At 60.7% G+C, this 24,836-nt stretch carries 23 protein-coding genes; 7 read left to right on the top strand and 16 right to left on the bottom strand.

The window, feature by feature from the left end:
* Positions 1–4 precede the first annotated feature (4 nt).
* From RL_RS33155 to RL_RS33140, 4 genes are all read left to right on the top strand, one after another.
* Positions 5–1,501, top strand: coding sequence for an NAD-dependent succinate-semialdehyde dehydrogenase (locus tag RL_RS33155; protein ID WP_011648840.1), 1,497 nt, complete (start codon positions 5–7; stop codon positions 1,499–1,501).
* Between the two features lie 44 nt (positions 1,502–1,545).
* Complete coding sequence (locus tag RL_RS33150; protein ID WP_041936976.1) at positions 1,546–2,925, top strand: aspartate aminotransferase family protein; 1,380 nt, start codon at positions 1,546–1,548, stop codon at positions 2,923–2,925.
* A gap of 14 nt (positions 2,926–2,939) precedes the next feature.
* Positions 2,940–4,013, top strand: coding sequence for an alcohol dehydrogenase family protein (locus tag RL_RS33145; RefSeq protein ID WP_011648838.1), 1,074 nt, complete (start codon positions 2,940–2,942; stop codon positions 4,011–4,013).
* A gap of 170 nt (positions 4,014–4,183) precedes the next feature.
* Complete coding sequence (locus RL_RS33140) at positions 4,184–4,579, top strand: DUF4112 domain-containing protein (protein WP_011648837.1); 396 nt, start codon at positions 4,184–4,186, stop codon at positions 4,577–4,579.
* Positions 4,580–4,724: 145 nt separating this feature from the next.
* Here RL_RS33140 and RL_RS33135 read toward each other — a convergent pair whose 3' ends face one another.
* The 14 genes from RL_RS33135 to RL_RS33070 form a co-directional block, all read right to left on the bottom strand.
* Positions 4,725–5,762 (bottom strand): Gfo/Idh/MocA family protein, encoded by a 1,038-nt coding sequence (locus RL_RS33135; protein WP_011648836.1) that lies wholly within the window; start codon positions 5,760–5,762, stop codon positions 4,725–4,727.
* A gap of 162 nt (positions 5,763–5,924) precedes the next feature.
* Positions 5,925–6,710, bottom strand: coding sequence for a ThuA domain-containing protein (locus tag RL_RS33130; RefSeq protein WP_011648835.1), 786 nt, complete (start codon positions 6,708–6,710; stop codon positions 5,925–5,927).
* Positions 6,711–6,773: 63 nt separating this feature from the next.
* Positions 6,774–7,799 carry an ABC transporter ATP-binding protein gene (locus RL_RS33125; RefSeq protein WP_011648834.1) on the bottom strand — a complete coding sequence of 342 codons (1,026 nt, stop codon included), beginning with the start codon at positions 7,797–7,799 and terminating at the stop codon, positions 6,774–6,776.
* 11 nt (positions 7,800–7,810) lie between these two features.
* Positions 7,811–8,641: a carbohydrate ABC transporter permease gene (locus RL_RS33120; RefSeq protein WP_011648833.1), complete on the bottom strand. Its 831-nt coding sequence runs from the start codon at positions 8,639–8,641 to the stop codon at positions 7,811–7,813.
* On the bottom strand, positions 8,641–9,627 hold the full coding sequence (locus RL_RS33115; RefSeq protein WP_011648832.1) for a carbohydrate ABC transporter permease: 987 nt from the start codon (positions 9,625–9,627) through the stop codon (positions 8,641–8,643). The genes RL_RS33120 and RL_RS33115 overlap by 1 nt, the downstream gene beginning before the upstream one ends.
* Positions 9,628–9,696: 69 nt before the next feature.
* A complete protein-coding gene (locus RL_RS33110; RefSeq protein WP_011648831.1) occupies positions 9,697–10,959 on the bottom strand; it encodes an ABC transporter substrate-binding protein in 1,263 nt (420 codons plus the stop codon).
* 353 nt (positions 10,960–11,312) lie between these two features.
* Complete coding sequence (locus RL_RS33105) at positions 11,313–12,278, bottom strand: ROK family protein (protein WP_011648830.1); 966 nt, start codon at positions 12,276–12,278, stop codon at positions 11,313–11,315.
* Between the two features lie 14 nt (positions 12,279–12,292).
* Positions 12,293–12,994, bottom strand: coding sequence for a ribulose-phosphate 3-epimerase (locus RL_RS33100; protein WP_011648829.1), 702 nt, complete (start codon positions 12,992–12,994; stop codon positions 12,293–12,295).
* A gap of 4 nt (positions 12,995–12,998) precedes the next feature.
* Positions 12,999–13,808, bottom strand: a complete 810-nt coding sequence (locus RL_RS33095; protein ID WP_011648828.1) for an alpha/beta fold hydrolase — start codon at positions 13,806–13,808, stop codon at positions 12,999–13,001.
* Positions 13,805–14,650, bottom strand: a complete 846-nt coding sequence (locus RL_RS33090) for a sugar phosphate isomerase/epimerase family protein (RefSeq protein ID WP_011648827.1) — start codon at positions 14,648–14,650, stop codon at positions 13,805–13,807. The genes RL_RS33095 and RL_RS33090 overlap by 4 nt, the downstream gene beginning before the upstream one ends.
* Complete coding sequence (locus RL_RS33085) at positions 14,650–15,726, bottom strand: Gfo/Idh/MocA family protein (RefSeq protein ID WP_011648826.1); 1,077 nt, start codon at positions 15,724–15,726, stop codon at positions 14,650–14,652. The genes RL_RS33090 and RL_RS33085 overlap by 1 nt, the downstream gene beginning before the upstream one ends.
* Positions 15,727–15,859: 133 nt before the next feature.
* A complete protein-coding gene (locus tag RL_RS33080; protein WP_041936975.1) occupies positions 15,860–17,005 on the bottom strand; it encodes an ABC transporter ATP-binding protein in 1,146 nt (381 codons plus the stop codon).
* 340 nt (positions 17,006–17,345) lie between these two features.
* On the bottom strand, positions 17,346–18,287 hold the full coding sequence (locus RL_RS33075; protein WP_011648824.1) for a PfkB family carbohydrate kinase: 942 nt from the start codon (positions 18,285–18,287) through the stop codon (positions 17,346–17,348).
* A gap of 3 nt (positions 18,288–18,290) precedes the next feature.
* Complete coding sequence (locus RL_RS33070; protein WP_003562561.1) at positions 18,291–19,091, bottom strand: class I fructose-bisphosphate aldolase; 801 nt, start codon at positions 19,089–19,091, stop codon at positions 18,291–18,293.
* Positions 19,092–19,335: 244 nt separating this feature from the next.
* Here RL_RS33070 and RL_RS33065 point away from each other — a divergent pair, with 244 nt between their 5' ends.
* Complete coding sequence (locus RL_RS33065) at positions 19,336–20,097, top strand: DeoR/GlpR family DNA-binding transcription regulator (protein ID WP_003550157.1); 762 nt, start codon at positions 19,336–19,338, stop codon at positions 20,095–20,097.
* Positions 20,098–20,189: 92 nt separating this feature from the next.
* On the opposite strand, the gene RL_RS33060 is transcribed toward RL_RS33065, so the two are convergent.
* The gene (locus tag RL_RS33060; protein ID WP_011648823.1) at positions 20,190–21,008 is read right to left on the bottom strand and encodes a sugar phosphate isomerase/epimerase family protein; all 819 of its coding nucleotides are present in this window, start codon (positions 21,006–21,008) and stop codon (positions 20,190–20,192) included.
* A gap of 285 nt (positions 21,009–21,293) precedes the next feature.
* Here RL_RS33060 and RL_RS33055 point away from each other — a divergent pair, with 285 nt between their 5' ends.
* Positions 21,294–22,442, top strand: coding sequence for a Gfo/Idh/MocA family protein (locus RL_RS33055; protein WP_011648822.1), 1,149 nt, complete (start codon positions 21,294–21,296; stop codon positions 22,440–22,442).
* A complete protein-coding gene (locus tag RL_RS33050) occupies positions 22,439–23,374 on the top strand; it encodes an alpha/beta hydrolase (RefSeq protein WP_011648821.1) in 936 nt (311 codons plus the stop codon). Before RL_RS33055 ends, RL_RS33050 begins: the two co-directional genes overlap by 4 nt.
* Positions 23,375–23,389: 15 nt before the next feature.
* On the opposite strand, the gene RL_RS33045 is transcribed toward RL_RS33050, so the two are convergent.
* Complete coding sequence (locus RL_RS33045; protein WP_011648820.1) at positions 23,390–24,424, bottom strand: LacI family DNA-binding transcriptional regulator; 1,035 nt, start codon at positions 24,422–24,424, stop codon at positions 23,390–23,392.
* Positions 24,425–24,836: the final 412 nt, after the last annotated feature.

Here is a 24,836-nt window from a genome sequence, read left to right as displayed (position 1 = left end):
GGACATGACCGCCGTTTTTGCCCGCCCCGCCTATCATGACGCGCTGTCGCGGCTCGCCGACCGTCATCTCCTGCGCGATCTGGCCTATGTCGGCGGCCGGTGGATCGCCGGCCAATCAGGGAAAAGTTTCGAGGTCACCGATCCTGCCTCTGCGGCGACGCTGGCCTGGGTTGCAAGCCTTGGCGCCGATGAGACGGCAGTCGCGATCAATGCTGCGTCGGAGGCTTGCGCCGCCTGGCGCGCAATGCTGCCGCAGGGCCGCGCGGCGATCCTGCGCAAATGGTTTGAGCTGATGCTGGCGGCCAAGGAGGATCTGGCGCTGATCATGACGCTCGAACAGGGCAAGCCGATCGCGGAATCGCGTGGCGAGATCGATTACGCCGCCTCCTTCGTTGAATGGTATGCCGAGGAGGGCAAGCGGCTGAACGCCGAAAGCGTCACCAGCCATCTGCCCGGCGCGGAAATGATCGTCAGGCGCGAGGCGCTCGGCGTCGTCGGCATCGTCACGCCCTGGAATTTCCCCTCCGCCATGCTCACCCGAAAGGTTGCCGCGGCCCTGGCCGCCGGCTGCACGGTCGTCGCCCACCCCTCCTCCGAAACGCCGCTTTCGGCACTGGCTCTTGCCGAGCTTGGCGAGCGCGCCGGCGTTCCCGCCGGCGTCTTCAACGTTGTCACCGGCCATGCTGCAACGATCGTCGGACGGATGTGTGCGGACACCCGCGTACGCGCCATGAGCTTCACCGGCTCCACCGGGATCGGACGGCTGATCGCCGCCGAATGCGCGCCGACCCTGAAGCGGCTGGTGATGGAACTCGGCGGCCACGCCCCGCTGATCATCTTCGACGACGCCGATATCGAAAAGGCGGTCGAGATCGCCGTCAACGCCAAGTTTGCAACCTCCGGCCAGGATTGCCTCGCCGCCAATCGCATTTTCGTCCAGCGGCGCATCGCCGATGCCTTTACCAAGGCCTTCGCAGACCGCATTGCCGAACTGAAGGTTGGTGCAGGGCTGGAGGATGGCGCCGAGATCGGACCGCTGATGCATGAACGCGCTGTCGCCAAAGTCGAGGAACAGGTCGCCGACGCGCTGGGACATGGCGCACGGCTCGTCACCGGCGGCAGGCGTCACAAGGCCGGCCGGCTTTTCTATGAGCCGACACTGCTGAGCGATGTGCCGGCGGATGCGCTGATCATGCGCGAGGAGACTTTCGGGCCCGTGGCGGCCATTGCCGCCTTCGACACGGAAGACGAGGTTATCGCCCGCGCCAACGATACCGAATACGGCCTCGTCGCCTATATCGTCACGGAGAACGGCGCCCGCCAGATGCGCCTCGGCCGCGCACTGGAATACGGCATGGTGGCGGTCAACCGGGTGAAGATCACCGGCGCTCCCATTCCCTTCGGCGGCTGGAAGCAGTCGGGTCTCGGCCGCGAAGGTTCACGCCATGGGCTCGAGGCCTTCACCGAGCTCAAATATCTCTGCATCGATACGGCCGCCTGACCCCATTTCAAGTGAGACCCTATTTTCAAGAAAGAGGCTACGACATGCTCGACAGAAGCAACGAACTCGCCGCCTGGGACCGCGATCACTTCTTCCACCCCTCGACCCATATGGGCGGGCATGCCCGCGGCGAGACGCCGACCCGTGTCGTCGCCGGCGGCGAAGGCGTCTACATCACCGACACGACAGGCCGCAAAAGCCTCGACGCCTTTGCCGGTCTTTACTGCGTCAATGTCGGCTACGGCCGCCAGAAGATAGCCGACGCGATCGCCGAGCAGGCAAAGAACCTTGCCTATTACCATGCCTATGTCGGCCACGGCACGGAAGCTTCGATTACGCTGTCGAAGATGATTATCGACCGCGCCCCCACTGGCATGAGTCGCGTCTATTTCGGTCTCTCCGGCTCGGATGCCAACGAGACCAACATTAAGCTCATCTGGTACTACAACAACATCCTCGGCCGTCCGGAAAAGAAAAAGATCATCTCGCGCTGGCGCGGTTATCACGGCTCCGGCGTCATGACCGGCAGCCTCACCGGCCTTGCGCTCTTTCACAACGCTTTCGACCTGCCGCGCGCACCCGTGCTGCACACCGAAGCACCCTATTATTTCCGCCGCCCCGACCGGTCGATGAGCGAGGAGCAGTTCTCGCAATATTGCGCCGACAAGCTCGAGGAGATGATCATCGCCGAAGGCCCGGAAACGATCGCCGCCTTCATCGGCGAACCCATTCTCGGCACCGGCGGCATCGTGCCGCCGCCGAAAAGCTACTGGCAGAAGATCCAGACCGTGCTCGACAAATATGACATCCTGCTCGTCGCCGATGAAGTCGTCACCGGCTTCGGCCGTCTCGGCACGATGTTCGGCTCGGATCACTACGATATGAAGCCGGACGTGATCACCATCGCCAAGGGCCTGACCTCGGCCTACGCTCCCCTTTCCGGCACAATCGTTTCGAACAAGATTTGGCAAGTCCTGGTGCAGGGTTCCGATCAGCTGGGCGCGATCGGTCACGGCTGGACCTATTCCGCCCATCCGATCTGTGCTGCCGCAGGCATTGCCAATCTCGAACTGATCGATGAACTCGGGATTGTCGAGAATGCCGGCACGACCGGCGCCTATTTCCGCTCGGAACTGGAGAAAGCCGTCAGCGGCCACCGGAACGTCGGCGAAGTCCGCGGCGACGGGCTGATGGCGGCCGTCGAATTCGTCGACGACAAGGACGACCGCACGTTCTTCGACGCCGGCCGCAAGATCGGCCCGCAGGTTGCTTCCGCCCTTCTCGAACGCGGTGTCATCGGCCGCGCCATGCCGCAGGGCGATATCCTCGGCTTCGCCCCGCCGCTCTGCCTGACACGCGAGGAGGCCGACATCGTGGTCAAGGCCGCGGCGGATGCGATCGAAACCGTCTTCAAGAACATCTGAGGAAGAAGCTCAACATGACGATCCCGGAAAAGATGGCGGCGGTATTGCTCACCGGCCATGGCGGGTTGGACAAGCTCGTCTATGACAGGGAGGTGCCCGTCCCGAGACCTGCGGACGGCGAGGTGCTGATCCGCGTCACGGCCTGCGGCATGAACAATACCGACGTCTGGGTCCGCCAAGGCGCCTACGGCACCGAGGACGATCCGTCTGCCGTCTCCACATGGCGCAGGCAAGGCAATACACTGACATTCCCACGCATCCAGGGCACCGATACGGTCGGCCATATTGTCGGCGTCGGCGCCGGCGTTAATCCGGCGCGCATCGGCGAGCGCGTCATGGTCGACTTCTCAATCTACAACCGGGACGACGACAGCCTCGCCGACATCGATTACATGGGCCATGGCCGCGACGGCGGTTATGCCGAATACATGGCACTGCCGGCCGAGAACGCCCATGTCGTCGCAACCGATCTGACCGACGTCGAACTCGCCACCTTCTGCTGCGCCTATCTGACCGGCGAGCGTATGCTGGAACGGGCAAGGCTTGTCGCCGGTGAACGCGTCCTGGTGACCGGCGCCTCGGGTGGCGTCGGCTCGGCGATCATCCAGCTCGCACGTGCCCGCAGCGCCATCCCGATCGCGGTCGCCGGCCCCGGCAAGGAGGCGGCGATGTTCGATATCGGCGCCGAAGCAGTCGTGACCCGCGGCAAGGGCGATCTCGTCGAAGCCGCCCATTCCGCCAGCCGTGGCCAGCCGATCGATGTCGTCGCCGATCTCGTCGGCGGACCGCTGTTCAACGATCTCCTGAAGATCCTGCGCCCCGAAGGCCGCTACACGACAGCCGGCGCCATCGCCGGCCCGGTCGTTCAGCTCGATTTGCGGACCATGTACCTGAAGCAGTTGGAACTGCACGGATCGAGCCAGGGAAGCCGCGCCGACTTCCGCCGGATCGTCGGCTATATCGAAAGCCGGAAAATCCGGCCTCTCGTCGGCGGCGTCTATCCGCTGTCGGAATTCCACCGCGCGCAGACCGATTTCATGGCGAAGAACTTCGTGGGCAAATTGGTCGTCGTTCCCGACGAGACATGATCCTTGCTTTCGCGGGCAACCTTATCGGGTTTGCAGCGTTTCACGGCCATGGAACATCATGATGGCACCGGGCTTTCGCTGCGTCGGAATATTTCGCAGCAATGCGATGACATCCTTCCCGAGCCCTCACTCGAGGAGGCGGAACGGTCGTTCGCGCCAAAAGGTCGCTGATGCCAGCCTCCGCCAGCACGAAACACCTGACGTCCATCGAACTTGGAAGAATTCGGCGCGCCGTCGGCATAGCGCGCCTGATGGATACCGCGGTCAGATTGCCTGTCATCGGCGTGCGGATCGGTGCGGATTCGATTCTCGGCCTTATCCCGGCCGTCGGCGACATTGCCGCATCCCTCATCGGTCTTTTCATCATCGATGAGGCAAGACGCCTCGGCATTCCCACCCACAAGCTCGCACGCATGGCCGTCAATCTCGGCATCGACGCCGCCGGCGGAACCGTTCCCCTGCTCGGCGATATCTTCGACGTCTATTTCAAATCTCATCGCCGAAACGTCGGCATCATTCTCGACCACTTTGGGATCAGCGAAGACGAATTGAACCGGCGCATCTGACAAGCCGACGTCCCTTTGCAACTCCCCTGTCGAGGAATTTGTACGAGGCTGTCAGCGCCGGTTCCAAGGAGGCCGCATAACCGGTGCCCTCGCCTTGAAACGACGAGCAACCTGCAAAGGTGGCACCGAACTGGAGCGCCTTCGCTTAAAGTTCGGTCAGAGCGCCGGCCGTCTTCACTGCGTGGTCGAGAACGAATTGCAGCTTGGCTGCGTGGCCGAAACCAGGTTCATCCGGCTGCCCCTTTTGCACGGCATTTGCAAAACGCTGGAAATTGGTGATTACCGGTTCGACCTCGATCTTACGCCAGATTGCCTTGTCGGCATCGGGACCTTCGCAGGCCCTGAGTGTCGAACCTTCAGGCGTATGCACCACCTCCAGCGCGCCCTTGTCTCCATGCAGGCGCAGGCGTAATTCGTTGAGATGGCCAGTCGCCCAGCGCGTTGCGTGGATGACGCCAGCGGCACCGTTTTCGAGTTCAGCCATCATCAGGAAACTGTCGTTAGCGTCGAGATCATACTCGCCGATCCGATTTCCGGGGCTCTTGTCGAACACCTTAAGATGCGATGCGGCCGCCTTGACGTCGCTTCCGGCGGCAAAAACCGCGAAGTCGAGAATATGGATACCGACATCGCCCAGCACGCCATTGGAGCCGTGCTTTGTCGACAGCCGCCAAAGCCATTGCGATTCCTTGGTCCAGTCTCCCCACGCCTTTGAGACCAGCCAGCTCTGGAGATAGGACGCTTCGAAGTGGCGGATCGCGCCGAGGCGTCCGTCCAGCACCATCTTACGCGCTGCTTGCAGCGGCGCTACATTACGATAGGTAAGGTTTACCATCGTGACCTTGCCGGACGCAGCGGCAGCGTCGGCCATCTCTTTGGCTTCGCGGTAGTTAACCGCCAGCGGCTTCTCGCAGAGGACGTGCTTGCCGGCGCCGAGTATCTTCATTGTCGTGGAATAATGCGCGCGATCCGGCGTGACATTGGTCACGGCGTCAAACTCTCCCCAGGCAAGGGCGTCATCAAGCGACGTGAAAGTAAGTGGGATACCATGCCTGAGCGCGAAGGCCCGCAGCCGGACCTCGTCCGTATCGACAGCAGCAACAATTTTTACGTCGGCGATTTCGGAAAAATTCATGGCATGGGTGTTTGCCCATCCTCCGGTTCCGAGAATGATCAAGCGCATTTTTGTCCTCATGGTCGTTTATCGCAATCATTAGCGCCAGAACCGTCGACTTTCACAAGCGCCAGATGGTCCTGCAAATGGAGAGCGACGACTGTCAGCGCAGTGTTTTCCCGGGCCGACCGCACGCGTGGCGTCCAAGCCCAAGGAAGGTGTTTCAGTCCCTTAGCGGTAACCGGCTTCGCCGGCCTGGTGCAGTCTCGGGCCGCGTTCGACGATCGGCTCCAGTGCTTTTTCTACCGGCACATTTGGAGCATCGGTAATACCAGTCAACGACCCCTCGGGATTATAGGCCCACTTCACGCCGTTGATCAGCACCTTCTGCACATTGACGTCGTGATAGGTCGGATAGGTCTCGTGGCCTGGGCGAAAATAGAAGATGTTGCCGGCGCCACGGCGCCAGGTCAGGCCCGAGCGGAACACTTCCCCGCCCTGGAACCAGGAGATGAACACCGTTTCGAGCGGTTCCGGCACCGAGAACTGCTCGCCGTACATTTCCTCGTTCTCAAGCTCGAAATGCTCGCCGATGCCGGCGGCGATCGGATGGCGCTGGTTGATCGTCCACAGACGCTCGCGCTCGCCCGCCTCGCGCCACTTCAGCGCGCAGGGCGTACCCATCAGCCGCTTGAAGATCTTGGAGAAATGGCCGGAATGCAGCACCAGCAGGCCCATGCCTTCCCAGACGCGCTTGGCGACACGCTCGACAACCACATCGGAGACCGCGCCGTGATCCTTGTGGCCCCACCAGGTCAAGACGTCGGTCTCAGTAAGACGGGCTTCGCTGAGGCCGTGCTCCGGCTCCTGCAGCGTCGCTGTCGTCGCCGAGATACTTGGATCGGTGTTCAGCGCATTGGCGATCGTAGTGTGCATGCCCTCGGGATAGATCCCCCGGACGATCTCATTGGTATTCTCGTGGATGTTTTCACCCCACACCACGGTGCGAATGGTCACGTCGTTCTCTCCTTATAGTTAAAAACGGATCGAGCCTTGGGAGGAACATCGACCCTGGGAAAATCAGGCAGCCCGCATGGATGCTCGCTCAAGCGCCCGGCCCGACCGGTCGAAACGGTGAACGTGGCTGGCAAGTGGCACAAGGCCAAGTGTTTGGCCGGGCGCGTGGCTGGAGACACCGGCTTCCCGCACGACGAACGGCTCATCCGCCCCGATATCCAGATAGACGAAGCTATCGGCGCCGAGGATTTCTGAATGGATGACCGTGCCGCTCCAAACGGGCGACTCGGGCGTGATGCGAACATGCTCTGCGCGCACGCCAATCGTATGGCTATCATAGGGTTGCGCCAGCCCGCCCGAGAGGAAATTCATTTTCGGCGAACCGATGAAGCCGGCAACGAAGACCGAATTGGGGCTTTCGTAGAGTTCCAGCGGCGTGCCGATCTGCTCGACGACGCCGTCCCTTAACACGCAGATCCGATCGGCGAGTGTCATGGCCTCGACCTGGTCATGGGTCACATAGATCATCGTCGTGTTGTGCATGCTGCGATGAAGCTTCGCGATTTCCAGCCTCGTCGCGACGCGAAGCGCCGCATCGAGGTTGGACAGCGGCTCGTCGAAGAGAAAGACCTTGGGATCGCGTACGATCGCCCGGCCGATTGCGACGCGCTGACGCTGCCCGCCGGAAAGCTGTCGCGGCAAGCGGTCCAAGTAGGGTGAGAGCTGCAGCATGCCGGCGGCCTGTTCAACACGCTGGCGGCATTCGTCTCTGGTGCTCCCGGACAGTTTCATGCCGAAAGCCATGTTGTCGAAGACCGTCATATGCGGATAGAGCGCGTAGGACTGGAACACCATGGCGATCCCTCTCTTCGACGGCGCGTGCTGGTTCACCGTCTTGTTGTCGAAGGAGAGGGTTCCCGACGTGATGTCCTCGAGCCCGGAGATAAGCCGCAGCAGCGTGGACTTGCCGCATCCCGACGGCCCCACGAACACCATGAACTCGCCCCGGCGGATGTCCATCGTCACGCCTTTGATCACCTCGAAAGCGCCGAAGCTCTTGCGGATATTCTCCAGTCGGATTTCTGCCATGTCCTACTCCCTCAACCCTTGACGCCGCCGGCGGTCAGCCCCGAAATGATCCGGCGCTGGAATATCAAAACAAGCACGACAACCGGCACGGTGACGATCACTGAAGCCGCCATGATGTTGCCCCAGGGGATCTCGAATGCGCTGTTGCCCGAAAGCAGGGCGATCGCCACCGGGACGGTTCGCTGCGTATCCGACGATGTGAACGTCAGCGCGAAAAGAAACTCGTTCCAGGCGGTGATGAAGGCGAGCAGTCCGGTCGTCACCAGCGCCGGCCACATCAACGGCATGAACACCTGGGTGATGATGACCCATGGTGAGGCGCCGTCGACGATCGCCGCCTCCTCGATCTCGATCGGCAATTCCCGCATGAAGGTCGTCAGCACCCAGACGGTGAAGGGGAGCGTGAAGATCATGTAGGAAAAGATCAGCGCGAAGGGCGTGTTGAAGATGCCGATCCAGCGGATGAGTTCGAAGAGGCCCGCAAGAACGGCAATCTGCGGAAACATCGACACCGAGAGGATGGTCAACATCAACAGTGCCCGCCCGCGGAAGTGCACCCGGGCCAAAGCGAAGGAAGCGGTGATCGAAAGTAGCAACGATGCTGAAACCACGACGCAGGCGATCATCGCAGAATTCCCCAGACTGCGGACGAAACCGCCCTGGCCCATCACGGAAGTATAGTTGCCGAAGGAGATCGAGGTCGGCCAATAATCGACTTTGAAAAGGGCCGTGCCGGTCTTCAGGCTCGTGAGGATTGCATAGTAGAACGGAAATACCGCAATGATGACGATGATTGTGACGAGCAGGTAGAAGAGCGTATTTTTGGCGATCGAAAGCAGCATCAACGTTCCTCCCCGCCGAGCTTGACGCGACCGAGCCAGATATAAAGGACGGTTACGGAGGCAATGATGAGGAAAAGTACCGTTGACGCGGTGGCGCCGTAGGCGAACTTGTCGAAGTCGAACAGGTTCTCGCGCGCCATGACCGACATGGTCTTCGTCTGCGCATTGTTGGGTGTCAGAACATAGATCAGGTCGAAGATGCGCATTGCATCCAGCATCCGGAAGATCACGGCAACCATGATAGCCGGTCGGATCAGCGGCAGCGTCAGACGCCAGAAAACCTTGACCGGATTGACGCCGTCGATCTTGGCAGCCTCATAGATGTCTCCCGGAACCATCTGTAGTCCCGCAAGAATCAGAAGCGCCATGAAGGGCGTCGTCTTCCAGACATCGACGATCAGCACTGCGATCATCGCCGTTTCCAGATTGGCGGTCCAGGCAATCTTCTCGCTGATAAGACCGAAACCGAGCAGAATATCGTTCAGAATGCCGAACTGATCATTGAGCATCCAGGCCCACATCTTTGCTGAGACGATTGTTGGGATCGCCCAAGGAATGAGGATTGCGGCCCTTACGATCCCACGCCCGACGAACCGTGCGTTCAGCACCAAGGCGACGATCAGCCCTAGTACGGTCTCGATTACCACCGAAAGGACGGTAAACTTGGCAGTATTCCAGACGGCATTCCACCAGACCGGATCGGCAAGCAGCCCGCGATAGACGGTCCTTCCGCTCTTCAGCGTCACCCACGACAAATAATTGTCAAAGCCGACGAACTGCGCATTGCCAAGGTCGTTCAGCGACGCATTCGTAAAACTGAAATAGATCGTTCTGAATAGCGGCCAGCCAGCGACGATTGCCAAGATCAACAGCGTCGGCGCCAGAAACATCCATGCCGATCGAATGCGCTCGGACCGCAACTCCGTGGTGGCTCTGAAATGGGAAACCCTGGGCTTGACTGCTTGTGGAACTACGATTTCGCTCATGAAACGTCTATCCCTCGTTAGCGCGTCCGAAGACCGGACCGGCGGCCTGACAGCCGCCGGTCGGAATACTCACCAAGCGTCGCCTTTGAGGGTCGTTAGGTCGGCTTCGAGAAGCTCGAGGTTCTCGGCAGCCGAGCCGCTGCCTGACAAGGTATTGTGCACTGCAGTCCAGAACTTTGAGGACACCTCGTTGTACTTTACCTTGGCCGTCGCCGAAGGGCGTGGCACCGCGTCCTGGAAAATGGGTTTCCAGTTCGGCATGAAGGGCTGCGCGGCAGCGACATCCTTGTCGTCATAAAGATCCGTCAGCGTCGGCAAATTGGAGAGTTCGATGGCACGCGCCTTTTGAACGTCCTTCGACGCCAGGAATTTTACGAGCGCGATGGCTGCGTCCTGCTGTTCGGAATATTTCGACACCGCCAGGTTCCAGCCGCCAAGTGTCGAAGACGGCTTATCGCCGACAGCCGCAACCGGTAGCGTCATCACGTCGAACTTGCCCTTCACCGCGCTGTCGGCACCGTTTCCGAGAGAATAGGCGTAAGGCCAGTTGCGCATGAAGACGGCGTTGCCGGTCTGCCAGACGCCGCGCGATTCTTCTTCCTGATAGGCGAGCACCCCTGGCGGTGAGATCGTGCCGATCCAGTCCTTGGCCCGTTCAAGCGCTGCTGCCGCCTTCTCGTTATTGATCGAGATCGTCCCGTCCGGCTCGACGATCTGGCCGCCGCCCGACGACTTCACCCATTCCAGTCCGTTGCAGGTAAGCCCTTCGTAGGAATTGCCCTGGAAGACGTAGCCCCAGAGGTCCTTCTGTCCGGCCTGGCGTTCTTTATCCTGAATCTCTTTGGCGGTTGCGGCCATCTCGTCCCAGGTCTTCGGCGGCTGTTTTCCATATTTCTCCAGCAGGTCCTTTCGGTAAAACAGCGCTGGAGCATCGGTAAACAACGGCAGCGCCACAAGCCGGCCATTGACAGTCTGAGACGCGATGATCGACGGGAAGAACTGGCCGACCACGTCCTTGGCTGCCTCCTTCAGATCGACGAACTGGTCGGCAAGCTGCGGCGCCCAGATAACATCGGTCTGATAGACATCGACGTCCTTGTTTCCAGCAGCAAGCCACAGGCGATATTGGGAAAACTGCTCGCTGCTCGATGACGGCATGGTGACGAGCTTGACATGATTGCCGGTATTCTTCTCGAAAATTGCGAGCTGGTTGTGTAGGAATTCGACGTTTTTGCCGGTGGTATTTGCGGCAAATGAAATTTCAGCGGCACGGACAGAGCCGGCAGCGATAGCGACGCTGATTGCCGACAAAGCTAAAGCAAACTTTTTCATAATCTCCTCCCAGAAATTGAAATCGATTTGGCAATCGGACCATTGCAGAAGGTCGCGGAGGCGCTGACGCTACAGCTTATCGCTGGACGTGCGGTGGATGAGGTCCACGAATTGTGGCCAGTCGAACTGATCCTGAGGGAAAGTACCGCCCCGCCGCCCTGACGGAGAGCAACCTCTCGATACGGACAGGGGACCTTGCGCCAGATCAGGATGATTTTAGGCCCGATCAGCCTAAAATCTGAATCCTGATCTAAATCAAAGAAATAGATCAGGATGTCGTCCGAAAACCGCGCACACTTTTCGGCATCATGCTCTAGCGCGTTTACCGACGCACGCAGGATCGGCCTGCTTTTCTAAAGCTGATCGATCGCAGGGACCTTGCCGGTCAGAAACGCCAGAGCCGCGGCGCCGACGAGGCCCGAGTTCTGATCCAACGCCGCCAGCACCACTTTGACATCCCTGAATGCCGGCATTGCCCATTGCGTGATGTAGGCTTGAATGCCGGGTTGTAGACGATCGAACTCGTGGGAAAGCCCGCCTCCCATCACGATGATATCCGGACTGAAGATATGGATCAGGCTGGTGAAGCCGCGACCGAGAATTTCCGCTTCCTCGTCAACCAGTTGATTTGCAAGACGATCGCCATCCCTTGCGGCCGCGAAAACGCCGCGGCTGTCAATGGCGCCGCCGTCGCTGCCGATCGTCGTCCCGCTGGTTTCCATCGCCCTCATTTGGGCGCGGCGCGCAAAAGCCGTTCCGGATCCGTAGGCCTCGAAACAACCCCGGTTGCCGCAGGGACAAAGCTCTCCGTTCGGCACGACCGACATGTGCCCGACATGGGCTGCCATGCCCTTGCGGCCGCGCACGACGCGACCATCCGACACAACGCCACCGCCAATGCCGGTGCTCACGGTGACATAGACCAGATTATCCAGGCCCTTGCCGGCTCCGAACTGCCACTCGCCGATGGCAGCGGCTATTGCATCATTCTCGAGGTCGACCGGAAACGGAAACCGCTTCTGCAACTCCGCCTTCAGCGGAAAGTCGACAAAGCCGGAGAGGGTCGGGATATTCGAGGCGACACCGGCGACCGTATCGAGCGGGCCTGGAGCGGATACGCCGACGCCCACCACCGAAGCAGGATTTGATGCTGCAAGCAGTCCATCGGTCAGGCCGCAGATTTGGGCGAGCACCCGGTCGGGGCCTGCCAGCGCATCCGTCGGTTCGGCTGCGCGGGCAAGGATCCTGCCCTGCTCGTCGACGAGGGCAGCGCGCACCTGCGTCCCGCCGAGGTCGATTCCAATGGCAACCTGCTGCATGTGAAGACCATGAGTTAGAGTGCGCGCACCCATGCCATCCGCTCGTCGAGCGACGGCGCATTGAAAGCCAGGGAACCGAGGACCACCGTCTCCGCGCCCGACTGGCGCAGAAGAGGCACGGTGTGCTCGCGAATACCGCCGTCCGCCGCCAGCACGATCCGATGCGCCGCACCGCAACCGGCGATGATCTGCTTTGCCTGCTGAAGCCGCGCTCCGGCTTTTTCGTCGAGACCCTGGCCCTTCACGCCGATCGCCGTGCCGAGCAGCGTCACAAAGCGCAACCGGGACGCATATTTCTCGACGCGTTCGACAGGAGTGTCGACCTTGAGCACCATGCCGGCTGCGACACCGCGGCGATCGAGAAGATCGAGCGCCTCGGCGGCGACGCTTTCGTTTTCAACATGAAGACTGATCAGGTCGCTGCCCGCATCGGCGAACTGCTCGATCTGCGACAGGAGGATGCTGTCAGAGACCATCAGGTGAACATGGATCGGGCGCGCGGACACTTTGCGCACACCGGCAACAAGATCGGGGAAAAACAACATGGCCGGCGCGAAATGGCCATCGGCGACATCGATGTGTAGGACGTCGACGTGACGATCGACACGCGCCAGATCATCCGCCAGACGTACGAGATCGGCCGACCAGACGGAGAATTCAGCAATCAGGCGATCCTTCGGAAGATCGGCGATCCAGGACTTGGAGGGGGTCGTCATTGTTTCAGAGCTCCTTCAGAAAATTACCCATGGCAAGCCGGAAGTCGGCGACGTATTGCGGGCGGCTCTTGGTCTTCGGCGTGATCTGCACGAAACGCGCGCCGGCAATTCGCTCGGCAAGAGCACGCGCATGGCTGAGAGGATGAATGCTGTCCCGATCATGGCCGATAACCAGCGTCGGTACGGTGAGATTGCCGACGTCCTGGTCGGTCACATCAGGACCGTCATTGGAAATTCTGGTGAGCAGTTCGGCGGTCACATCCAAAGGCGTGCGGGAGAAAAAACCGGCAAGCGAGGCCAGATTGTCCGGAGCCTCGGCGGCGAGCCGCACGCCCACCGGCCCGGCAAGGAATGCGGCCTTTGCGTGATCCGGCGGCAGAGTTTTCAGAAGATGCCCGACTTCGGCGTTGGGTGACATATTCTCCGGCGCGGATGCCGTCAGCCAGGCAGGCCTTGCGATGATCAGTGCCTTGACAAGATCGGGCCGCTTGACCGCGAGACGCAAAGCGATCGCCGCGCCCATCGAGATGCCGCCGATCACCATCGGCGGCGTAAGGCTCTTCTCGATATAGGCGGCGATATCATCGCAGAAGGTCGCGATCGACAACTGCTCCGGATTGCCGGCTTGGGAATGGCCGTGGCCGCGCGCTTCGATCGTGACCCGGCGAAAACCCGCTTCAAGCGGAAAGGCTTCATCGGTCTGCGCCGCGTCGCCGCATAAGCCGTGCTGGAAGATTATGGACGCGCCCTCGCCCGCCATATCGACGTTGAGAATGGTCCCGTCGCTGGTTTCGAACGGTTCAGCCCGTCTCATCTTCCTGCCCCCGCAGCTTCGCCGTCGAGGCTATTCTTCAGGAAGGCCGCCACACCAGCCGCCTCCGAGGCCGAAAGACCATGCGTGACGAGACTGCCCTTAAAGCCGATCGCCTTGAGACGGCCGAGATAATGCGCGTAGTCGAGCACGCCCTTGCCGGCGGTCGCGAAACTGCCGTCCGGATTGCGATCTTTCGCATGCGCCATGACGATCCGATCGGCCAGAAGGTCGATGCCGGAAGAGACAATGCTCCGCTGCTCATCCAGCGTCGCGATCTCGAAGAGATTGGCCGGATCGAGTACGATCTTGACGCGGGGGCTCTTCAGAGCCGCGATCAGCCGGGAAGCCTTCTCAGCCGAGTTGACGACATTGGCAAGCTCGGGCTCGATGCCGAGATCGACCTCGTAGCGCTCGGCGATCTCGATTGCCGCCCCCATGGCCTCGAGGAGATCCCGCCAGGCCTCCGGCGTGTCGTTGTCGGCATGCGCCTTCCACTGATCGATGGGGTCGCGCGTGCCGGTGCAGAGCGTGATCAGGGTCGTCGACATGCCGGCGCAGCGCTCGGCCAGCGTTGCCAGTCTGCGAAGGCCGGCCTCGCGCACGGCGGGATCCGGATGGATCATGTTGAAGGTGCCCGAAACGGCAACGATTTCGACGCCGCTGCTACGCGCCGCTTCGCCGACTGCGCGGGCCTGGGCTTCCGTGATGATCTCCGGCATCGGCGCAAGGCCCGAGCAGGCCATATTGTATTGTGCGCAGTTGAACCCGGCGCCTGCGACCGAGTTGAGAACGGTTGCGGGTTCCGTTCCCTCGAAGGTCTTTGCGAAGATGCCGAGCTTCATCACACGCCACCCGTGACGTCAGCCAGCGCAACCGTCTTGCCGTTTTCGACGGAGCGCGCAACCGCGACCATGGCCCGGACGGATGCCAGACCATCATCGATGTCGGCGCCTTCCATTACGGCGCCATCCAGAATGGTGCGGGCGAAGCCTTCGACCTGACGGCGATAGAAATGGCCGTCGGCACCGAGAACGCGATGGGTGGCTCCGTCCACTTCCCGGAAAATGTCCACCTCGCTGGTCTTGTAATACCATGGGTTATAGGTCTTGCCCAAAATGCTGCCGTTCTTGCCGTAGATCTGAAAGCCTTCGTGCCAGTCCATGCGCACCTGGACGGTGAGATCGAGATGGCCGAGCGTGCCGGAGGCAAATTCCACGTCCACGAACCAGCACCAGATACCGGCTCGCTCCGACAGACGAGCGTTGACGGAAACGATGTCGCCGGCGAAATAACGTGCCGTGTCGATCAGATGGCAACCGTGCGCAAGCATATAGTAGCGCCTCAGGTCGGCCTTCGGATTGGTGGAGGGTTTCTTCGCATTGGCGCTGGTGACGATCAGAGGCTGGACCGCATCGGTCATCGGATAGCGGTGCGTGCTGTCGCAATACCATGCTTTCAGAGCGACCATCTCGCCCATTTCATCGCGGATGAAGGATTTGGCAGCTTGGAGCCCGGCGTCGAAACGCTTCATGTGCCCGACCTGAAACACCTTTCCCGACTTGTCGACTGCCGCCTTCAGTTCAAGGCATTCCTCGATGGTGACGCCGACCGGTTTTTCGCAGAGGACATGTTTGCCCGCCTGAAGGGCGCGAAGGGAAGCCGGGACGTGAAAGGCATCGGCCGTCGCAATGACCACGGCATCGAGGTCGGGATCGGCCAGCATCTGATCGTAATCGCCATAGGTTTTTTCTGCCCCGTGGGTGATAGCCATGCGTTCGCGGAGATCCTCGGCGACGTCGCAAATCGCATAGAGGTCGGCATTGGCTGCCTTCGTGCAGCTCTCGAAGTGCGCGGCCTGGGCAATCTGGCCCGCTCCCAATACGCCGATGCGGAGACGTCGTTCCTGTTTTGCTGGCATCGATAAGCCCTTTGGATCGGATATTGAAGATGAATGCTGGTTTCGGCGTCGGATGGAATGCTTTCAAGACATTAAACGTCGCCGACGTCTTCTGGCTGGACCGCCACCGGCGTGTCGGCTCTCCCTCGTCACTTCACAGCGCCATATGTGTTTGAGGATTGAAAAAGTGAAGTTTCGCCGGGTCGATGGCCAGATCGATCGATTGGCCCGTCTCGACCGCGCTGACCGCTTCGAACCGCGCGACGGCGTTGGCGGCCCCGCTCAGGTCCTCGACGGCATCGGGATCGCCCGAGTCGATCCGGACCGCGTCGATCTTCAAGTGCACGATCAACTCGGAGCCGAGCTCCTCGATCGACTTCACGACAACCGGGATCGTCGGATGGGAGGCGCCTGACGGCAACCGGCTGTCGTAGAGGTCCTCGGGCCTGACCCCAAAGATCACATCCTTTCCCTCGAAAGCGGATAGACCGGGAGCACGCTCGAAGGCACCGTCGGACAAGGGAATGGAGAAGCCCGGCAGATGGATCCGCCCGCTCGCCAGACGCCCTTCGAAAAGGTTCATCGACGGCGAACCGATAAAGCCCGCCACAAACGCATTAACCGGGCGGTGATATAGAGCCTTGGGCGTATCCACCTGCTGAAGTACACCGCCCTTCAGCACCGCGACTCGATCGCCCATGGTCAGCGCTTCGGTCTGGTCATGGGTCACGTAGATCGTCGTCACGCCCAGTTGTCTCTGCAGGCTTGCGATCTCTGCCCGCATCTGAACACGCAGCTTCGCATCGAGGTTGGAGAGCGGTTCGTCCATGAGGAATGCCGCAGGCTCGCGGACCATGGCGCGGCCCATCGCAACACGCTGGCGCTGGCCGCCGGAGAGCTGCGCGGGCTTGTTGCCCAGCAAGGGCTCCAGCTGCAGGATTTTGGCGATTTCATGCACGCGCTTGGTGCGTTCGGCCTTGTTCTTTCCGGCCAGCTTCATCGAAAAGGCGATGTTGTCGAAGACGGTCATGTGCGGATAAAGCGCATAGCTCTGAAAGACCATGGCAATGTCCCGGTCCTTGGGCGCGAGATCCACGACATCCTGACCGCCGATGCTCAATGTTCCGCTGCTGATTTCCTCGAGCCCCGCAATCATGCGCAGAGCGGTCGATTTTCCGCATCCGGACGGCCCGACCAGAATCAGAAACTCACCATCATGGATCGTCAGGCTCAGATCCTTGATCGCATGGTAGCTGTTTCCATAGGTCTTGCAGATCTTGTCGAGTACAACCACAGCCACGTCTCGTCCTCCCGTACCAGTTCGGATCACATCTTCCAACGGCGCTCCCCGACGTCTCCGATCCTTTCGACAAGAAAGCTCAGGACTGGGCTTCAAAGTCAACCAAAGAATCGAGGATAACTCACCAATGATCACCATCAGTTCTTAATATCTATTTGAAAAATATAGATCTTTTACGAGAAATTAAAAATAAACTGCGGAATTATATTTTTTACCGCGCGTAACTTTTATGATCGAAGTTGCAGCCGTTGAGAGTTCGCTCAATGCGATTCAATGACACTTCAGCGCTGAGGCTATGCTCGGGCGGTCGACCGGCGCCGGCACCCGTCGCCGCCCGCGCTCATTTTTGGTATCCCGGCATCGGGAGCGGCGCAGGTGCATTCTCTGCCGCCATCCATGTCAGGCACGTCTGGTGATCCGGCAAGCCCCTGCGCCCTCCCCGTGCGGTCACGGAAATGGCGGCAGCCGCCGTGGCATAGGCAACGCAATCAAGCGGGCTCTTACCCCTAGCGAGGGCAAGAGCATAAGCACCGTGAAAACAATCCCCGGCGCCGGTCGTGTCGACTGCTTGAACCTGATAGGCCGGCACATGCCACCGGGTGACATCGGCTCTCTGGCGGAGGTAAGCCCCTCGTTCGCCATCGGTGAGAACGACGGCGGACCGATCCTTGGACCAGAGCTTGTCCAGGATCATCGTGGGATCACCTTCGCCGGTGTATTCCTTCCCGAAGGCAAGCGGCAACACCAGATGATCGGCAACAGCCAGGATCCGGTCGGTCGCGGCACCGACCGTCCATTCGATATCGGCAATCACGGCCAGGCCCAAAGCGCGTGCGCGCGCCACGACACTTTCCGAGTGCGTGGCATAGCCATCGATCAGCAGTACCGGGGCCCGCATCAAAACATCGTCTGGCAGCGCATCCGACGTGCCGTGCAGCACATCATCATCATAGGCGATGAACCGGTCGCCGTCGGGAGCGACCGTGATCACGGAACGGATCGGCGCGGCATCCGCGTGGCGGGGAGCCAGCGATATGTCGACGCCGTCCCGCTCAAGCTCGCTGCCCGCCACGTCGGCCGTTGTCTCATCGCCAAGCCAGCCGATGAAGCCAGCCTGACCGCCGAGCCGGGCAACGGCAACAAGGGCCGTCGCCACGTTGCCGCCATGGTCCGTGGCGCGTTTCGTCACCTTCCCCTTGCCGGCCGTCAGCCCCCGATCGACATAGATGATGTCATCGATTGCCAGGGCACCGAAGCCCAGAACCTGGAAAGGGCGCGACACTTCTCAAGCACCGGCCGCCGCCAGCGCATCCTCCGGCGTCATGCCTTTATGAATGACGAATTTGAAGGCGCGTGCGGCCATGGTCGTATCGCCGTGACCCCAAAGGTTGCGACCGACGACCGCGCCTTTGGCTCCTGCGCGCAATGCTTCCGAGGTCTGGACGAGCGCTCCGAGCAGCGTATCGGTCTTCGGGCCACCGGCGATCACGACCGGGATCGGGCAGGTCGCAACGGTCTCGCGGAAGGACTCGAAATCGCCGGTGTAGCCGACCTTGATCACGTCGACGCCGGCCTCGAAGCCGATGCGCACGGCGTAAGCGATTTCATCCGGGGTGAACACGATCTTGCCGCCGTCGGAGAAATCGCGGGGATAGACATGGGCGACGACCGGCATTTCGAAGCGGGCGGCGGCGTTGACCGTATCGGTGAGCCAACGGATATACTCTCCTTCGGTGGCGCCGCGCACGGGAATGGCGACAGCCAGAGCGTCCGCGCCATAACGCACCGCGTCTTCCGGGGTCGCAATGAGCTGACGAATGCGGTCGTCGGCGGTGAAGCAACCACCCTGAATGACCAGCGCTGCCTTTCCGGCATATTCCGACCACAGGTGGCGCGCCGCGCCAGGCTGGATGCTGATATAGTCGGGGCCTCCCGCCATCACGCGTCTGAGCGCACCGGGCAGGTCGGCAAGCCCGCCCTCACGCACATTGCCATAACCGACAAAATGATCGACGGCGCCTCCGAACAGATGACCCGAGGGGTTCGAGAACAGGCGTGCGAGGCGGATTTTGGTTCCGAGACCCATGGCGATACTTCCTTTGTGATGGCAGCCTTTGCGATTGCTGGCGCCGATGCTGGCAAAACCCTAACTCGAAAACAAACAAATATTCAATATTTCGATTTCTTTCGTTTTTACATGAATGATGAATTTTTGACGTGCATTTTCGCCATCGAACGGCTATTTCTGCAGCAAGAGCCGTGGAATAAGACGGTGAACTTTCGTTTTTCAAAAGTCGCATTGTTGCATATAACGGCAGTCGGGATCACATATGCTTGCAGAACAGAGGCGGCAGCAGATCATGCTGGAACTTCAACGGGTCGGCCAGGCACGCACCCGCCAGCTCGCGGAATTCTTCGAAGTCTCGGAAGTGACGATCCGCTCCGATCTCGAAATCATGGACGCCAAGAAGCAGCTGATCAAAACGCATGGCGGGGCAATCGCCCTGCCGTCCGACTCGCCGGCAGCGGCCTTCGAGGAACGCATGCAGCGCAATTTCGATGCGAAGCGACGCATCGCCCAGATGGCTGCGCGACAGATCATCGATAACCAGTCGATCGTCTTCGACAGCGGTTCGACCCTGCTGCAGGTGGCCATGCAGATGCCACCGGTCAACAACGTCGTGGTTGCGACAACGGCGATGAACATCGCCCAGCATCTGATGTACCGGCCAGGGCTCGACGTGCACATGATCGGCGGCCGCGTATTTCCCAGTACCGTGAGCACGATCGTACAGGACTCCGACAAGGCGGTCGGCGGCCTCGTCGCCCACCAGGCTTTTGTCGGCGCCCACGCGATCGATCAGGCCTTCGATGTCGTCGATGTCTCCGAGGACGTGGCGCGGACCAAGCGTAACCTGGTTCGCATGGCCCGGCGTGTCGTCCTCGTGGCGGATTCGAGCAAATTTGACATCGGCGCCTCCTCCAAAGCCTTCTCGCTGTCGCGCGTCGACCTGATCATCACGGACAGCAACATGCCGCACAGCATTCGCCACCGGCTGGACAAGCTGGGCGTGGAGGTTCGCTACGCGTGACCTGCAGTCAACCTGTCCATTTCAGAAGAGAGCCGAGAGAGGCTTTGGTGCGGGCCGAAGGCCCCAGCCGATGCCGGGGAAAGCGAGATAGGCTAAAATCCCAGGCGCCGAAGCGTTTCGCGGTTCGTGCGAACGGCGGCAGCAGGATCAGTTGCGGCATGGTCCGATTCTTCCTCGACCACGATCCAGCCGATAAATTTCGGCGCATCCCGAGCGGCCGAAATGACCGCAGGCACGTCGCAGACGCCTTCGCCGAGCATCGCCCAGATCCCGCCGGCGTCGACATCCTTCAGATGCACGTAACGGATCCGGTCCCGGTGGGCCGCCAGCGTATCGTCGATCTGCTGGCCGCCACGCAGGATATGGCCGGTATCCGGCACCCAACCCACTTGTGGATCCAAGAGAGCAAACAGGCGATCATAGTCGTTCCGGGTGAAAAGCAGCGTGTTGTGATGCGAGGAAGGATGGACAGCTACAGTGACGCCAGCCGACTGTCCGATCTCGGTCGCACGATTGTAGCACTCGGCCGCAATGGCGAACTTCTCATCGCGCGGGCCATCCGAAACGACTGTCGCCGACCCCATCGAGACCATCGCACCGGGAAAGTTCGCCGCAAAATCGACCCATCGCCGCGCCGTGTCGAGATCGGAGGCAATCTTTTCCGGCACCGTGAAGCCGCTGGCGGAGCCGAAGGCAAAGGAGACCAGCGTCAAGCCGGCATCCGTCAGGGTGCGGGCGAAGTCGGCAGGCTTGAGCGCGTAGTGACCGATCATCGTATCGGTGATTTCGATACCGGCATATCCGCCGTCGGCGATGGCGCGCACCAGATCGTCCGGACCGCCGCCCCAATCTGTCCCCAGCATCTCCCAGGTGAATGTTTGGCAGCCGATCTGCAGCTCAGCATTTTTCATATCGCGGTCCTGACCTATTCGTTGATGACAGCCGATACCGAAGCCGGAGGCTTCCCTGCGCGGGCAATCCTCGGAGGCTTCGCCAGCCTTGCCGAAAGCCCCTTCCGCCGGGAGAGGCGGCTGAACACCGGAACGGCGGGCTCTTCAGCAAGGATTGCGACGCCGGCGTCTTGCCATTACCTACGGTCAAATGTTACCGTACGTCAACATATTTTATTCCTTGCGATTAAAATGTAACGCACCCCTCAACCCTTCGCACCCGCTACGGCAAAATCAGGTTCTTAGATGGCACAGACCAATGGTATGAAACTCAGGATCGGCGTGGTGGGATGCGGCAACATTTCGCTCGCCTATATGCGCAACGCGCCGCTGTTTTGCGGCGTCGAAATCACCGCCTGTGCAGATCTCAACGCCGATGCTGCCAAGCGTCGCGCGGCGGAGTTCAATTTGCGCGCAGCTGACGTCGATAGCCTCATTGACGACAGGAACATCGACCTCATCCTGAACCTGACGATCCCGGCTGCGCATTTTGACGTTTCGATGCGGGCTCTGTCGACAGGCAAGCATGTCTTCACGGAGAAGCCGCTCGGCGTCACGGCCGCAGAAGGACGCAGCCTGGTGGATGCCGCCGCGGCGAAGGGCCTCATGCTCGGCTCGGCGCCAGACACGTTCCTCGGCGCGGCTGGACGCCATGCCCGGCGGCAGATGGAAGCCGGCGCCATCGGCAAGCCGGTGACCGGGACTGCCTTCATGATGGGGCGCGGCATGGAGCACTGGCATCCGGATCCCAGCTTTTATTACCAGGCCGGTGCAGGCCCGCTGATGGATATGGGGCCTTATTATCTCACGATGATGGTCAATCTGATGGGGCCGATCCGCCGTGTGCAGGCCGTCGCCACAAGCGGGCAGGAAGAGCGGCTCATCACGGCGGAGGGACCGAAGCAGGGCACCACGTTCAAGGTCGGCACGCCGACCAGCGTGCAGTCGCTGCTGGAATTCGATTGCGGTGCGACGGTCACCTTCGGCACCTCCTGGGACGTATTCCGCCATTCCAACCACCCCATCGAACTCCACGGAACCGAAGGCTCGCTGCGCCTGCCCGACCCCGACAATTTCGGCGGCTCCGTCGCGCTCTCCGGCCGCGGCGCGCCCTGGCAGGAAACGGACACGTCAGGCGAACTCTTCGGTGCCGTCAATTGGCCGATCGCAGCGCCTGATCGTGCCAACTATCGCATGCTTGGTCTTGCCGATCTCGCACGCGCAATCATCGAAGGCCGCAAGCCCCGCGCTTCGGGCGATCTGGCGCTGCACGTGCTCGAAGTCATGGAAGCGATCCTGCGTGCCGGCGAAACCGGTCTCGCGCAGACCATTTCGGGTACCGTCGCGCAGCCGAGGGAATTGCGGGAAGACGAAGCGAGGAGTTTGCTGGCATGACACAACTGGATGAATCCGCCAAACGCGCGCTTGCATGGCCTGGCGATCCGCAAACGCCGGTCGAAAGCTGCACTCCGGCACTGGCGCGGCAGCAATATCTGGATAGTTTCGCAGACATTCAACGGCCGCTCGAAGACGTGGTCGAGACCCTAGAAAGGCATGCAGGCGCCATCCGGTTGAAGATATGGCGCGGCCGCGCTGCGCCGCGCCAGGGCGCGCCGGCCTTGCTTTATCTCCATGGCGGCGGTTTTGTGATCGGCGCGCCGGAAACCCATGAGGATATCTGCCGGACGCTTGCCAATATGGCAGGCGCCGTCGTGGTTTCGCCCGACTATCGCCTGGCCCCGGAACATCCCTTTCCTGCTGCCATTGACGACTGCGCCGCCGCACTCGTCTGGATGACGGAGCAGGCTGATGCGCTCGGCATCGATCCCTTGCGGGTTGTCGTCGCCGGCGATAGCGCCGGCGGCAATCTGGCCGCCGTCGTCGCCCTGCTGGCGCGGGACGGACAGGTGCCGGCTGTCATCGGACAGGTGCTGATCTATCCGGTGACCGACCAGTTGCAGACAAGCGACAGCTACTCACGTTACGAAGAGGATTTCGGCCTGACGGCAGCCGCGATGAAATGGTTCCGAGACCACTATCTGCCGGACGCCGCGAGCCGGTCGGACTGGCGAGCCTCGCCGCTTAACGCAGCATCGCTGGCGGGCGTGGCGCCGGCCCTGGTGATCCTTGCCGGATACGACGTGTTGTTCGACGAAGGGGCAGCTTATGCCGAGCGGCTCGGCACCGAAGCGAAGGCAACGACCCGGACCTGGCCCGGACAGATCCATGGCTTCGTATCGAAGAGACGGGCCATTCCGGAGGGGCAAGAGGCCCTCGAAGCCATCGCAACAGCATGGCGCGCCATGGACCCTGCGCTTGCCCGTTAACGCGGAAACACGGCCTCAAGCCGACTCGCGCATAACCAGTGTTGCCTCGAGGATTACCTTGTTCGTCACGGGGGTCGTTCCATCATCCTCACTCTCGATATGCGCCAGCAAAAGCTCCACGGATTTTGCGGCGATCTCGGGCGCGTTCTGGGCCATGGTCGTCAGCGACGGACAGGTATATCGGCTAAGCGGGTGATCGTCGTGCCCGGCAATGCGCACGTCGCACGCGTCGTTCCGGCCGATTTTCAGTCCCGACGCGAATGCGGCTGCCATTGCGCCGAAAGCAAAGCGGTCGTTGGCGCATAGCAGCGTTTTGCCCGGAAGACTGCCATTCGCAAGAATTCTCTGCATCTGCTCGTATCCGAGACGCTCGAATTCCCAGGAAGGTGGGGCGTCGCAATCGATGACGAGCGGGGAGTGCCCTTCCCTCGCCATGGTCGCGCGGTAGCCCGCCTGCCGCTCGCCGGCATTCTCGGTCATATGCGGAATTTCCAGGAAGATCGGCGGCTCACCGGACCGGCAGAGATATTGCACAATGGCTGCCATGCTTTGCGCGTTGTCGTTGCCGACATAAGGAAGGTCGGCGTCGGCAGGATTGTCGAAGCAGACGACGGGTATGGCATCCCTCAGCCTTTCCAGCGCGGAACGGCGCGAACCGGCTCCGAGCGGCGCAACGATCGCACCCGCGACCTTCAGCGAGAGCAAGGTCCGAACGGCCTCCGCCTCCAGCTCCGGCCGCGTGTGCGAAGAAATCTGAACAGGCCAGAATCCCTTTTCACGCAACTCCAGCTCGATCAGCGACACGACCTGCACATAAAAGGGATCCGACATGGTCGGGACCAGAATCCCGATGTTCCTGGTCCGCTTGCGATTGAGATGCCGCGCGAAAAGATTCGGCTCGAAATGCGACTTCCTGAGAGCCGCCTCGATACGCTTGCGGGTCACCTCCTTGATCTGCGAGGGGTCATCGAAATATTTCGACAAGGTCGGACGCGATACGCCGGCGGCAGTCGCGAAGTCGTCCATCGATTTATAATTCTTCTTGGCCATTCAATTCCTTACTGGCGGGGCGACGACAACTGATCGGGAACGATTTCACTCAACGGCCGATCCTCTGATGCGCCAAATCATGCATTCGGCAATTTGCACAGGATGACCTTCGTATCCTGAATCGTCGAAAATCACCGCGTAAGCCGGCGTGATCCGTCATTTTTGGTGCAGCCCCGCCCTCCCTTTCGAAAATCGAAATATTCCCTTCATTTTCGACTTGTGCAGTCTGCGCCGCGTGGTTGCAAAAGGCGCTTGTTTCAGCACCCAAAATTCGAAAATTTGCAGTGAAGAAGCCAGGTGCCACGCTTTTCATTTTGTTGGGTAAACTTTCATTTGTTTACGAAAGTAAAGAAAAAATGCGTCACAAGCAATACAAATGCTGCAGAAAAACACTGATGATGTCAATCAATTT

The sequence above is a fragment of the Rhizobium johnstonii 3841 genome (genome assembly GCF_000009265.1).
In the GTDB taxonomy this organism is placed as follows: Bacteria; Pseudomonadota; Alphaproteobacteria; order Rhizobiales; family Rhizobiaceae; genus Rhizobium; species Rhizobium acaciae.
The sequence above is the reverse complement of the archived record's forward strand: the minus strand, read 5'-3'. Positions and strand labels throughout refer to the sequence as shown.